The sequence below is a fragment of the Ideonella azotifigens genome (assembly GCF_021043325.1).
GTDB lineage: Bacteria > Pseudomonadota > Gammaproteobacteria > Burkholderiales > Burkholderiaceae_C > Ideonella > Ideonella azotifigens.
The window spans coordinates 1-12207 of record NZ_JAJNKD010000027.1; the positions used below are offsets into that span (position 1 = coordinate 1).

Annotated in this window: 11 protein-coding genes and 1 pseudogene; 7 read left to right on the forward strand and 5 right to left on the reverse strand. The window is 68.7% G+C overall.

All coding sequences use genetic code 11. The features are described 5' to 3' along the window. Nucleotides 1-494: pseudogene (locus LRH25_RS31335) on the reverse strand (RHS repeat protein); the annotation flags it as partial. Between the two features lie 163 nt (nucleotides 495-657). On the opposite strand from LRH25_RS31335, the gene LRH25_RS31340 reads away from it, so the two are divergent. Further along, nucleotides 658-2694: an alpha/beta fold hydrolase gene (locus LRH25_RS31340; RefSeq protein ID WP_231013166.1), complete on the forward strand. Its 2037-nt coding sequence runs from the start codon at nucleotides 658-660 to the stop codon at nucleotides 2692-2694. Nucleotides 2695-2696: 2 nt separating this feature from the next. Here the strand turns inward: LRH25_RS31340 and LRH25_RS31345 are convergent, their stop codons facing one another. The 4 genes from LRH25_RS31345 to LRH25_RS31360 are packed head-to-tail and all read right to left on the reverse strand — an operon-like array spanning nucleotide 2697 to nucleotide 7283. After that, on the reverse strand, nucleotides 2697-3326 hold the full coding sequence (locus LRH25_RS31345) for a hypothetical protein (protein ID WP_141288015.1): 630 nt from the start codon (nucleotides 3324-3326) through the stop codon (nucleotides 2697-2699). A gap of 15 nt (nucleotides 3327-3341) precedes the next feature. Beyond that, nucleotides 3342-4910, reverse strand: coding sequence for a vWA domain-containing protein (locus LRH25_RS31350; protein ID WP_141288014.1), 1569 nt, complete (start codon nucleotides 4908-4910; stop codon nucleotides 3342-3344). Continuing rightward, nucleotides 4907-6133, reverse strand: a complete 1227-nt coding sequence (locus LRH25_RS31355) for a toxic anion resistance protein (RefSeq protein WP_141288013.1) — start codon at nucleotides 6131-6133, stop codon at nucleotides 4907-4909. Before LRH25_RS31355 ends, LRH25_RS31350 begins: the two co-directional genes overlap by 4 nt. A 31-nt stretch (nucleotides 6134-6164) precedes the next feature. Further along, nucleotides 6165-7283: a hypothetical protein gene (locus LRH25_RS31360; protein WP_141288012.1), complete on the reverse strand. Its 1119-nt coding sequence runs from the start codon at nucleotides 7281-7283 to the stop codon at nucleotides 6165-6167. 469 nt (nucleotides 7284-7752) lie between these two features. Between LRH25_RS31360 and LRH25_RS31365 the strand changes: the two genes are divergently transcribed. The 6 genes from LRH25_RS31365 to LRH25_RS31390 all read left to right on the forward strand — a co-directional run bounded on the left by LRH25_RS31365 (nucleotide 7753) and on the right by LRH25_RS31390 (nucleotide 12191). Next, nucleotides 7753-7935: a hypothetical protein gene (locus LRH25_RS31365; RefSeq protein ID WP_231013167.1), complete on the forward strand. Its 183-nt coding sequence runs from the start codon at nucleotides 7753-7755 to the stop codon at nucleotides 7933-7935. A gap of 82 nt (nucleotides 7936-8017) precedes the next feature. After that, a complete protein-coding gene (locus LRH25_RS31370; RefSeq protein ID WP_170200891.1) occupies nucleotides 8018-9973 on the forward strand; it encodes a phage tail sheath C-terminal domain-containing protein in 1956 nt (651 codons plus the stop codon). A gap of 15 nt (nucleotides 9974-9988) precedes the next feature. Then, the gene (locus LRH25_RS31375) at nucleotides 9989-10489 is read left to right on the forward strand and encodes a hypothetical protein (RefSeq protein ID WP_141288010.1); all 501 of its coding nucleotides are present in this window, start codon (nucleotides 9989-9991) and stop codon (nucleotides 10487-10489) included. Between the two features lie 5 nt (nucleotides 10490-10494). After that, nucleotides 10495-11004 carry a hypothetical protein gene (locus LRH25_RS31380; RefSeq protein WP_211361401.1) on the forward strand — a complete coding sequence of 170 codons (510 nt, stop codon included), beginning with the start codon at nucleotides 10495-10497 and terminating at the stop codon, nucleotides 11002-11004. 351 nt (nucleotides 11005-11355) lie between these two features. Then, entirely contained in the window at nucleotides 11356-11640 is a 285-nt protein-coding gene (locus tag LRH25_RS31385; protein WP_231013168.1) for a hypothetical protein, read from the forward strand. A gap of 176 nt (nucleotides 11641-11816) precedes the next feature. Beyond that, a complete protein-coding gene (locus LRH25_RS31390; protein ID WP_231013169.1) occupies nucleotides 11817-12191 on the forward strand; it encodes a hypothetical protein in 375 nt (124 codons plus the stop codon). Nucleotides 12192-12207: the final 16 nt, after the last annotated feature.

Genomic DNA, 12207 nt, shown 5'->3' on the forward strand with positions numbered 1-12207 from the left:
GCATGGCCCAGGCGGGCGTGCATGCGGATCAGCTCGCCGACGGCCCGGTCGGCCATCGCGCGGGCTTGGGGGGATGGATCCTGCAGCGACTGGCCGATGGTCCAGGCGTCTTCCCAGGCGGCAATGGCGCGGGAGAAATAGCCTTCGCGGTAGTACCACAGGCCCAGGTTGGTCTGCAGGCCCAGGCGCCAGGCGGACTGCGGGTGGGCGGCGAGGAAGCGCTCGACCGGGGCCAGGCCGTCGAGACTGCCGGGGTTGAGGCCGGCCAGGGCCTGGGTGAGGGCGGCTTCGTCTGCGGCCACCAGAGGGCTGGTGGCGATCAGGGGTTCCTCAAAGCCGGGGACGGCGCGGGGCGCCAGTGACAGCGTGGGGGCGGCCACCATGCTGGCCGCAGGCGCTTCGGTGGCCTGGACGTTGGCGACCTGCAGCAGGCCGCCGATGACGAGCTTGGCGCTCAGGCGAGCCAGCATGCGCAGACTAGAAACCATGGCCATGGATCGCTCCCGTGGAAGGTGACGCAATGCGAAAAATTCTTGCACGCTCGCTCTCCCGCTTGCCGGTCTTTCGGCGAGCAAAGTAGGGGGATGGGTTAACGCGAGGGTGGCCGCGTTTTTGCTGGCGCGGATACTGCTGCCCACCGTTGTGACAAGGTTCCGCATGCGCCTGCAAGAGTCCCTGAAGTTCGCCTGCCGGCCTTTGCTGCTGCTGGCCCTTGCCTGTGTCACCGCTGCTGCGCAGGGCGCTGCGCAGCGCCTCGCGAAACCGGTCCCTGCCTGGCCGGACATGGCGGTTGGGCCCAGCCAGATCCAGGTCGGCAGCCTGACACTGGAACGCTGCCACGAGATCGCCTACTGTGGCCGGCTGGACCGCCCCTTCGACCCCACCGGCACGGTGCCCGGCACCATCGCCATCCGCTTCGAGCTCTACCGCCGCCACCTGGCGGACCAGCCGGCCACAGGTACCTTTGTCGCCGTCGAAGGCGGGCCTGGCTATCCGTCCAGCGGCACGCGCAGCGCCTACCTGCGCCTGCTGTGGCCGCTGATGGACAGCAAGGATTTGCTGCTGGTCGACAACCGCGGCACCGGCGGCTCACAAGCCGTCGACTGCCCGCGCCTGCAGACCGAACACCGCAGCGGCGGGCCGACCGTTGCCGACATCGCCGCCTGCGGCCGCCAGCTGGGCGCCAGCGCGCCGCTCTACAGCAGCGCCTACGCGGCAGACGACCTGGCCGCAGTGCTGGCGGCGCTTGAGCGCAGCTCGGTCGACCTCTATGGCGACTCCTACGGCACCTACTTCAGCCAGGTCTTCGCCTACCGGCATCCGTCCTTGCTGCGCTCCGTCGTGCTGGATTCGGCCTACCCTGTGCCCATGGTCGGCGGCGAGTCGCCCTGGTACCCGTATTTCGCGCCGACGATGAACAACGCGTTCAACCAGGTCTGCGCCCGCTCCCCGTACTGCGCTGCCTTGCCCGGCAGCGGCATGGACCACATCCAGCCTGCACTGGACCTGCTGCGCGCCCATCCGTTCGACGCCCAGGCCCGCAATGCCGACGGCGAGATGACCAGCTTCCGCGCAGAGCCCTCGACGCTGGCGCTGGTGATGCTGGCCGGCGCGCCGCCGTACGCGGTGGCCAGGGAGCTGGACGCGGCCTCGCGTGCGTTCGCGCAGGGCGACCAGGCGCCGCTGCTGCGCCTGATGGCCGAGGCCGTCAGCTCGCAGGACCCGCGTTATGCCCACGACCTGCCGCAGGCCTACAGCGAAGGCCTGTTCTGGGCCGTCAGTTGCCAGGACTATGCGCAGGTTTACGACATGACGCTGCCACCCGCCGCGCGCCAGCAGCAGCGCGACCGTCGCATCGCCGAGCGCGAGCGCCGCCAGCCCGGCACCTACGCACCGTTCAGCATCGACGAATTCCGCGGCATGTCGCTGGACTACAGCCTGCTGGACGCCTGCGTGCGCTGGCCCGCGCCTTCGGCCGCGCACCCGCCCGGGCCACTGCTGCCGAAACACCCGCAAATGCCGGCCGTGCCGGTGCTGGTGCTCAACGGCGAGCTGGACACCATCACCACGCCGCCCGAAGGCACAGCAGTGGCCTCGCTGTTCCCGAACGCCCGCCACATCGTACTGGCCAACGAGTTCCACATCGGCGCCTTGCCGCCGATGCTCGACGACTGCGGCGCAAACCTGGTGCGCCGCTTCTTCACGACGCTGGACGCAGGAGACGCCGACTGCGCGGCCCGCATCGCCCCGATCCGCACCACGCCGCTGTTCGCCCTGCGCTCGACCGACCTGCCGCTGCCCCAGCCCTTGCCCGGCAACCAGGCCGGGCCAGCCGCGCTCAAGGCCGCAGCCTCGGCCGTGCTTGAGTTGGGCGACGCCGTTGCCCGCCTCGAAAGCGCAGGCGGCTCGCTCAGCCCGGCGCTGCGCGGCGGCAGCGTGGCCAACCAGTTCAGTGAAGGCGTCTACCAGCTGCAGTTGGTCCAGGCGCGCTTCACGAACGACGTGGCCGTTGACGGCCAACTCAGCTGGCCCTGGGGCCGCGGCACCGCGGTTGCGCAGATCCGCTTCACGACCGCAGCCGGCGAGCGCGGCGAGCTGGCCGTCAACTGGCCCGAGCAGCAGGCCGGCAGCTTGGCGACGCTGAGCGGCACGCTGGCGGGCCGCCGCATTGAAGCGCAGATGCCCGCGCCCTGATCTCAGCCGGCCAGAAAGTCGGCCTGCCTGAACCTCGCCGCCAGGAACTGGCCGTTGGCGACCAGCGCGGCGGCGTCGTGCGAGGCCACGTTGGCGACGATTTCGCGCAGTTGGCTGTCCAGCAGGTCCAGCTGTTCGGCCAGCAATTCGCGTGCTGTCTTGCCGTCTTTGAGCGGATGGTTGAGGCGGAAGGCAGGGGGCAGGGCGGCGTAGTTGGCGAGGGTTTCGGGCAGGTAGCGCAGCACGGTTTCGCGCACGGTGAAGAGCTCGTCGCCGTGGGTCTGCGCGCCCACCAGGCGGGGCAGCACTTCGGCGGCGGACTCGCGCACGCGGGCCAGGTGCTGGCGCATCTCGTCGTTCAGGTGCGGGCTGGCCTGGGCGATGACGGCGTCCAGGCGGTCCAGCGTCTGCGCCACGGTCAGGCTGTCCTCGATGTGCCGCTCCAGCGCCGGTGGGCGGCGGCCGAGCAGCCAGCCCGCTGCGTACAGGCCGACGGTGATGAGCAGCCAGCCGTGGCCGATGAGGCCGGCGAACAGCAGCGCAGGGCCAAGCAGCGCCAGTGCGCAGCCGGCAATGTTGGCGCTGCTGTACAGCCACAGCAGCAGGCGCAGCTTCAGCGTGCGTTCAGGCATCGGGGTTCATTGAGGTCACTGATAACCGCGGATTTCCTTGAACACCTGGCTCAGCTGCAGCTTGCGGCCGTCGAACTCGCGGCCACCGGAGAGCTGGGCGATCTGCTGCATCTCGGCCACGTTGCCTTCGCCGAACAGGATGGGAAAGATGCGCGCCGGCAGCGGGCCGGTGTGGCTGGCGCGGAAGTCGGCCAGTTTCAGGCCCGCGTTGTTCTCGCCATCGGTCAGCAGCACGACGCTGACCTGGCGCTCCGGCTCGCGTTTCATCTCCTGCGCCGCCAGTGCCTCGGCCTCGCTCAAGGCGGAGTAGATCGCGGTGCCGCCGTCGGCACTCATCGCATCGGCCTGGCGCAGCAGGCTGGCGCGGGCGCTGTCGATCTGGCCGGCGTCAAAGCGCACCCAGACCGGTGGCGCGACCTCGCTGGCGAAGGTGATCAGCACCACGCGTTCGCGGCTCTGGAAGGCGCTGTAGCGGGCGCTGGCGGTGGTGGCAGTGGTGTCGGCACCGGTCAGCTGCTTGAGCGCGCTGCGCATCGCCTGCAGGCGCTGGCCCTGCATCGAGCCGCTGAGGTCCAGCACGAAGATGGAGGTGGCCGGCTTGCGCCATTTGGCCTGGTAGGCGGCCAGCACCGCGTCTATCACTTCCAGCCGGTTCGGGAAGGCCAGCTCGGCCACCGCGCTGGCAGGCAGCGTGCTGGCCAGCGGCGCCTCGGGGTTGGCCGGGCGAAGGAAGGCGGCGGCGAGCGCATCACGCTGGAAGGGCAGGGCCTTCAGCGCAGCGACCAGCTGGTTGTACGGCGCGCGTTGCGCCTCGTTCAGCAGCATCAGCGGGTAGTCGGCCGAGATCATGCCGTCGCGCGGGTAGACCAACACGAGCCGGTCGGCCGGTGCCAGCCGGGCATTGGCGCGCAGGATCACGGCCTCGTAGTTGACCATCGCGTCGATGGCCGCGGGGTTCTTGATGTAGGCCTCGGCCAACCAGCCCGAACTGCCGGCAGTCAGCTGCTGGCCGCTGAGGAAGGCTTTCAGACTGGCCTCGTCCACGTCCTTCTCGCTCAGGTCTTCGGTCTTGCCGGCCAGCGCCGAGGCCACGGCGAACAGCGCGCTCATGCCGGTGTTGGAACTGGTGGCGTTGGTCATGCCGTAGCGCAGCCTGCCGTCGCCCGCGGCCTGGGCGATCTCGGCCCAGCCGGGCGCCTGCCGGTCCCAGCCAAGCTCGGCCGCCTTCGCGGCCTTCACGCCCAGCGCAATGCGCGAATAGAAGAGCTTGTCGCGCGCCAGCGGTTTGGTCTGCAGCGCCAGCGCCGGGTAGGCGCCGTTGGGCGGCAGGATGGCGTCGAAATGCTCGCCGGCGTTGATGCGCTCGACGATGTCCAGCGTGCCGGCGTACGAGAGCTGCAGGTCCACGCCCGCGGCGCGCGCCGCGGCGATCAGCGGCGCTTCCAGATCCTTCAGCTCGGAGCCGGCGAGCACTGTGAATGGGGTGGCGCCTGCGCCGTTGTCGGCTGACGCTGCGGGCTGCTTGCCGCAGGCCGCAAGCGCCAGCAGCACGGCGGCGAAGAGCCACCACCGGCCCAGCCTCACAGCGTGACCCCGCCGCTCGGTGCTTGCAGTGCTGCGCTGCTGTCCTGCTGGCGCACCCTGTCCAGGTAGCTGCGGCTCTTGGCCACCTCGTCGCTCAGGGCGTCGACGGTGGTCTGCATGGCATCCAGCGCCTTGACCTTGAAGTCGGCAATCGCGTCCATGGTCTGGTAGATGTTGGCAAAGGCCTGCTGCAGCTTGGCAAGCTCGATGGTGCTGCTGGCGGCCTGCTGGTGGATCGCACCGCTCTGCTCGCGCAGCAGCTCGCTGGTGCTGGCGATCAGCTTGCCGGTGGTGGTGTTCAGCGCGCTCACCTGGTCCAGCACCAGCTTCTGGTTGGCCAGCGCCTGGGCCACGATCACGGCGGTGCGCAGCGCAGAGACGGTGGTCGTGGTGGCGCGGTCCACGCCCTTGCTCAGTTCCAGGTTGTTCTTGCGGATCAGGTCCAGCGCCAGGTAGCCCTGGATGTTGACGGCCAGCTGGGTCAGCAGGTCCGTGACCTTCTGGCGCGCGTAGAACAGCATTTCCTCGCGCACCACGCGGGCCTTCTCGGGGTCGCTGGCGTCCAGCTCGGCGGCCTTGGCGGCGAGCTGGCTGTCCAGGGCCTTGCCGATGTGCACGTACTTCTCCAGCCGCGTCATCAGCGCCCAGAGATTCGTCTTCTCCTGCTCGATCGCGGCGTTGTCGCGCAGCAGCTCGTCCTTGCCGCGCTTGAGCGATTCGATGATGGCGTTCAAGTGCGCCTGAGAGGACTGGTAGCGGTCGAAGTAGTCGACCAGCTTGTTGCCCAGCGGAATGAAGCCCAGCAGCTTGCGGGCCGAGAACAGGTCGCCCTGGCGGGACGGGTCCAGCGCCTCGACCTGGCGGCGCAGGTCGACCAGCGACTGGCCGATCTGCGAGCCCTGGTCGAACAGCCCATTCTTCAGCGAGCCGACCGGCCGCTCCAGCATGCGGTTGGACACCGAGGCCGAAGCTTCCACCTCCTTGTTGCCCATGCTGTGGATGCGCTCGACCGCCAGCTTGAACTGCGGGTGCTGGCTGTCGTGGGCGCTGATGTCGTCAATGAACTGCCGCACCTGCGCGTCCAATTCAGAGACCTCTTCCGGCTTCAGCCGCACCTTGCCGCTGGCCGATTCGATGGGCAGCGCCACCACCGGCGCCGGCGGCTCCAGCGTGAAGCTTGCGGGCGCTTGCAGCGTGTCGGTCGGCTTTTCGATGTTGTTCATGTTCGGCTCCCTTTCCTTGTTGGGTTCGTGTTCACTTGAAGCGGGCGTCAATGCCCACGATCATTCGTTCCAGCCACTCGAAGCTGGGCGGGTCGATCACGTCCACCAGCACCTCGGGCACGTTCACGCCCCGCTTGGCCCAGCCCTCCGGGCCATGGCTGTCGCCGCCGGTGCGAAAGCCGTATTCGTGGGCCAGCGCGCGCAGCGCCGGGTCGTTTTCCAGGGCAGTGCCCAGCCGCGCGCCGGCGGCGGTGTAGGGCACCAGCACGTGCTTGGAGAAGACGGTGGGGCGCGGGTAGATCAGCACCATGTCGCGCTGGCGCTGGTTCGGGTTCTTCAGCCAGAAGGCCACCAGCTGCGACTCGTAGGCCACCAGCAGCGGTGCCTTGCCCATGCCCAGCGCCAGGTAGTCTTCGAATGGCCCGGCAGACGACTGTTCCTGGAAGCCCTGGCGCAGGAACAGCGGCGCGACCATCGGCATCACCCGGTCCACGTCTTCCTGGCTCTGCACGATCTGCTGGCGGTTGGCCAGGTAGCTGGCCAGCGCCAGGTACATCGCGGCCGAGTTCGAGGTGCGCACGTCGGTCGAACTCACCAGCACCGACTTGCGGGTGGCAAAGGCCTCGCTGGCCTTGAGGTCCTGCCAGCGCGTGCCGTTTTCCACCAGCTTCATCAGCGCCGGCAGGTCGGTCAGCTCGTAGTAGTCGCCGTGTTTCGTCGCGATGCCGTTGGCCAACAGGATTTCGGCGATGGGCCGCCAGCTGGCGAAGACGATGGGCGTGTAGAACGGGTTGAAGACCGCGGCCGCCTTGGCCTTGGCTTTCAGCTGCTGCGCGGCCGGCGCGCCGGACGGGAAGCCGAAGTCGTAGCGGCTGGCGTCAAAGCCGGCGGCAATCGCGCGGGAACCGGCCGTCTCGACCGTCACGTGCAGGCCCTGGGCCGCCAGCGCCTGCTGGACCCGCGGGTCTGCGAAAAACGCTTCTTTCTCCGAGCCGATCAGCCCACGCAGCGTGACCTGCTGCGCCTGGACCTGCTGCGCTGCGGCACTGGCCGCGGACTCGCCTTTCAAGCGAGCGTGGGAGTACCACGCGCCTGCGCCGACGGCGGCCAGCAAGGCCAGCCCCAGCACAGGCGCCAACAACTTACGCACTGCCAAAGATTTGCGCTCCTCGCGACCGGTGGATGGTCATTGCGCGCGACGCTAGCGTCGCTTTGTGACAGGACACTGCACACGCGTCCTGATTTCCGCAGCGCTGGCCATCACCGTCACCTGATCAAGCGACAGTGATCGGGTATTTGTAACGGAACCGGAGAATCCCGATTCCCCATGCGGCAGCGCGGCGCCTGGGAATAACCCGCGGCTTCGATAATCATTGGCAGGTGCTGTACATCAAACAGGGGATAGGGTGATGGGTAGCGCTTGCTCGGCGGGTTGGCATCGAGTAAATTGAAATTGGAGTTGCGCTGCAGGGAATGTGGCGCGGTTTCAGTTCGCGTTGTAGGAAGAACTGCAATAAGACCTTGACGCGCACGCGGGAAATTCTGAGCGCTTTGCCCTTGGCTTGATGTTTCGCCCGGGCGTTGCGGCAGTACCTTGAATTCCTCCGAGTGTGGGCCCGATGTTGGCTGCCGCTGTTGCGCTTTTGGCGCCTCTGCGCAACCAGCAGGTTTGCTGCTGCATGGGAGTTTGGCGAAAAGAGTTCATCAAATCAGGCGAGGGTGCCGGTGAATACCGCGGCGAAGCCGTGGGCGTGCCCATTCATGCAATGCGCGTTACTGTTGCGGCAGCGCCGTTGCGTTGAAAAATTATTCATAAGCTCGTCTGCCCCATGCATATGGGGCTGGATTATCTTTTTCTTGGCTGTCCGAATATTGGAGGAAGTCATGGCAGAAATGGTGGTGCCTGGCACCTACGTCGAGGTACGTGCGGAAGGTTTGATTTCGGCGGGTGGCGTGAGCTCCGGCATCGTCGCCGTCATCGGGACCGCCGCGGCGGGCCCGGTCGGCCAGCCGGTCACCCTGTCTGGCATGGCAGACGCCAGTGAGCTGTTCGGCGCGCCCGACAGCTTCAGCGTGCCCAACGACGGCAGCAACCCGCTGACGCTGACGCGCGCGCTGCAATACGTCTACGGCAATGGCGCCTCCACCGTCATTGCGGTGCGCGTGGCGAGCTCGCGGGCCACTGCGGCCCAGTTCGCGCTGAAGGATGGTGCGGACAACACCATCGCCACGCTCAGCGCGGCCACGCCCGGTTCCTGGGGCAACAACCTGCAGGTTTCGGTGGACGCGGCCAAGGTACCGGCGCGCATCAACAGTGAGCGCCAGACCTCGGGTTTCGCCAACCTGGCCTACCACCGCGTGCTGCCCACGCCGCAGAACCGGATCCAGGTGATCCGCGGCGACACCCGGCGCGTGGACACCTTCAACATCGTCTACAAATCGGTCGCCACGGCCGAGCCGGTGGGCAAAGTCGGCAACGTGTTCCAGCTGGCCAGTGCGCCGGTGGCGCAGGTCGCGTCCATCAATGCCGTCACCGTGCTGGACGGCGATGGCAAGCCGCTGCGGGCCTATGGCGCCAACCCGCCGGCCGGCGTCACCGCCGGCACGCTGCTCTACGACATCGCGGTCACGCCCGCGCTCAACGAGTTGCGCATCAACCCGGCCAACGGCCAGCTGACCTTCGAGGCCACGCAAGTGCCCACGGCGCAGCAAAGCGTGGTCGCCACCTACGCGGTGGACCACGCCGCGCCAGCCGCCGGCCAGGTGCTGGTGACGGTGTGGAACGGCCACCTGGACTTCCACGCCGGCGAAGCGCCGCGCGCGCCGGCCGCCGACACGCTGCTCGCCAGCTACTCGGTCGAGTCGGCAGACAGCGTGCAGGTCACCATCGGCGGGGGCCAGACCAAGGAAAGCTACATCGTGCCGGACGGCAACATGCTGGCGCAGCTGGCCGCAGGCTCGCGGCTGGTCAGCGTGGCGCCCAACGGCAACTTCGCCAGCGCCAAGCCGGCGGCAGGCGTGGCCTCGTACTTCGGCACCGGCAGCAACCAGGGCGGGGCAGACGGCGCCGACGCGGCGGACACCGATTACGCCGCCGGGCTGGAAGCCATCGCCAACCAGCTGGTCAACATCGTGCTGCTGGCCGGGCAGGACGCCAACACCATGGGCTCGGTGCTGATCGACCACCTGAAGGCCACCGAGGAAACCGACTTCGAGCGCATCGGCGTGATCGGCGCCACCGGCAGCTCGGTGGCCGAATTCCTGGGCCACAACCTGGCCGAGGCGCGCGTGGTGCTGGTGGCGCCCGGCATCAAGCTGCCGGACGGCTCGGTGCTGCCGCCGGCCTACACGGCTGCGGCGGTGGCCGGGCTCATCTCGTCACTGCCGGTGCAGACCAGCCTGACCAATAAGGCGCTGAACATCCCGAACGTGGCCTTTGCCGCCAACCGCGGCCAGCAGGCGCAACTGATCGAGCGCAACGTGCTGGCTGTCGTCGTGAAGGAAGGTTTGCGCGTGCTCAAGGGCGTGACCACCGAAGGCGTGGGCGAGCCGTATTCGGCCATCCCCACGCGCCGCATCGTCGACTACGCCAAGTACGGCGTGCGCTCTGCCGCCAACCCTTACATCGGCCGGCTCAACAACACGCGGGTGCGCACCGCGCTGAAGGCCACGCTGGACGCCTTCCTGACCGGCATGGTCCAGGACGAGGCGCTGACCGGCTACTCGCTGGACGTGACCGCCACGCGGGCGCAGGAGATCGCCGGCCAGGTGAGTGTCGTGATGACCATCCAGCCGACCTTCAGCATCGACTTCATCCGCGTCGTGATGACGCTGCAATGATCAGGAGCACGCTTCATGGCCAATGATGTCTTTCGCGCGATCGACGCGGTGCTGGTGCTCGGTGTCGAGGACACCTCCACCCCCGAGGGGCAGGCAGCCGACGCGATGGTCTCGCAGTACGACCTGTCCAACGTGGTGGGCCGGCTCACCAATGTCGCGATCAGCGTGACCAGCGATGTGCAGCCCTTCTACGAGATCGGCAGCCGCTACCCCACGCATTTGCGCCCCGGCGTGGTCCGCGTGACCGGCACCGCAGAGCGCGCCCACGTCAACGGCGCGCTGGTGCGGCTGATGCTGGGCGAAGGCGCCACCAGCCCGCCGTCCGGCCCGTCCTTCGTGCAGCCCTCGTTCAACCTGATCTCCACGCTGCGCGATCCGAACCACCCGACGCAGTCGACCAAGGTCACGCTGTTCGGCGTCAAGTTCGACAGCTGGGCCTATGCCATCCCGAGCGACAGCTTCGTGATGGAGTCGGTCGGCTTCCAGGCCATGCGCGTGGCCTATGAGGAAACCTGAGCGCCATGTCCAACGCCCAGGCCTTGCGCGTCGACACCCCGCAGATGCTCTCGCCGCAGGAACTGCTGGCGGGCGGCTCGCTGGTGCACGAGGTGGAGGTGCCGGCTGCCGTGCTGTCGCCAGCGCAGGGGGCAGAAGCAGGTGGCCGCGTGCGCTTGCGGCCGCTGAAGGTCGCCACGCTGGCGCTCATTTCCAAGGCCGCGCAGGATGACAGCTCGCTGGTGCCGCTGCTGATCGTCAAGGAATCGCTGATCGAGCCGGCGCTGTCGTTTGACCAGGTGCGCCAGTTGCATGCCGGACTGGTGCAGTTTCTGGTCGCCGAGGTCAACCGCATCTCGGGGCTGGACACCGACGGCGGCGCGGCCCGCGCGGCTGCTTCTGCGCCGATTGGCGCGGCGCATGTGCTGCTGGCGCGGCACTACGGCTGGACGCCGGCCCAGGTGGGCGAGTTGTCACCGGGGCAGGTGGCGGTCTACCTGGCCGGGCTGCAGGGCAGCGATGGGGGCGAGCCATGAGGGCCCGCTGGGACGCGGGCGCGCAGCTTTCTGTGCGTTGCGCTGAACGCCTGTTTGAGAGTGCCGGGCTGCAATGGGTGGACCATGCGGACGCCGCCTGGCCGGCGGATCCTTGGGCGCGCTTCGACCAGCTGATCCGCGCTGCGCTCAAAGGCGGCACACCTCGCCAGGCAGCAGTGGCCGAACCTGTGGCCAGCACACTGGCGCCGAACTGGCCACGGCCGCGGCCGGTGCCCGTGGTGGCGTCGCCGTTGGCCAGTGCGCGATCTGCGTCCGGCCCGACGGCCGGCGCGTTGCTGCCACCCGGCTGGGCGCCTCGGGCGCCAGTGCAAGCCGCGCAGGCCGCGGCAGTTGCAGAGCAGCCCCTGGGCTTGGTCACCGCTGTGCCCGCCGGCCCGGCAGCGCGGCGAGCGGCGCTGGCAACGCTTCGCGAGCCGGCCGCTCGGTCAGCCGGGGCCATGCGGCAACACGCTTCCCTCCACTCCGTTCACCCTGAGCCTGTCGAAGGGCCGGGGCTTCGACAAGCTCAGCCCGAACGGGATGCGGATGCGGGTGCGGGTGCGGGTGCGGGTGCGGGAGCGGGAGCGGGAGCGGGAGGCGCGCCTGTTTCCCCCGTCCGCCAACCGTTCGCCCTGAGCTTGGCTAAGGGTCAAGGCTTTGACGGAGCCTTTAGTCCCGAGCACGGTCGAAGGGTCAGCCAGAACGGTGGTGGGGCGTCACCCTCTCACGGCGGCGCTGCATCACTCTCTCAGGGGGGCGCTTCGTCACGCTCTTCGGTGGATGGGGCGTCCCCCTCTCCGTTCGCCCTGAGCTTGTCGAAGGGCCGGGGCGTTGACCAGGTCGGGCGTGCGCCGCTGCCGCACCCCACCCGGCTCGTGCAAGGCCTGTCCGGGCTGCGTGCGCTGATGCAAGGCGCGGTTGCCGAGAGCCAGGCGCGTGTCGATGTGCCGCCGTCGCTGCAGCCGTCCAATGCGGCCACCGCCGAGGCAACTGCGCAGATCGCCGCCGCAGCGCCCGTCGCATTGCCGCCCGTGCCCGCCTTCACGCCCGCACCCACACCCCGCCCCTGGCCCGAGCTGGACGCCGTCTCCGAAGACATGCTGGTGGACCGCCTGGTGGACCGGTTGCAGGAGCGCTGGCGTGAACACGCGCTGCGCCAGTTCGGTTTCACCGGGGGGCTGCTGTGATGCGCGTCCCGTGCCT

Coding starts and splice junctions, on each gene's coding strand:
- LRH25_RS31380 (WP_211361401.1), top strand. CDS start 10,495: ATGTCCAACGCCCAGGCCTTGCGCGTCGACACCCCGCAGATGCTCTCG.
- LRH25_RS31340 (WP_231013166.1), top strand. CDS start 658: ATGCGCCTGCAAGAGTCCCTGAAGTTCGCCTGCCGGCCTTTGCTGCTG.
- LRH25_RS31365 (WP_231013167.1), top strand. CDS start 7,753: ATGTTGGCTGCCGCTGTTGCGCTTTTGGCGCCTCTGCGCAACCAGCAG.
- LRH25_RS31345 (WP_141288015.1), bottom strand. CDS start 3,326: ATGCCTGAACGCACGCTGAAGCTGCGCCTGCTGCTGTGGCTGTACAGC.
- LRH25_RS31355 (WP_141288013.1), bottom strand. CDS start 6,133: ATGAACAACATCGAAAAGCCGACCGACACGCTGCAAGCGCCCGCAAGC.
- LRH25_RS31370 (WP_170200891.1), top strand. CDS start 8,018: ATGGCAGAAATGGTGGTGCCTGGCACCTACGTCGAGGTACGTGCGGAA.
- LRH25_RS31375 (WP_141288010.1), top strand. CDS start 9,989: ATGGCCAATGATGTCTTTCGCGCGATCGACGCGGTGCTGGTGCTCGGT.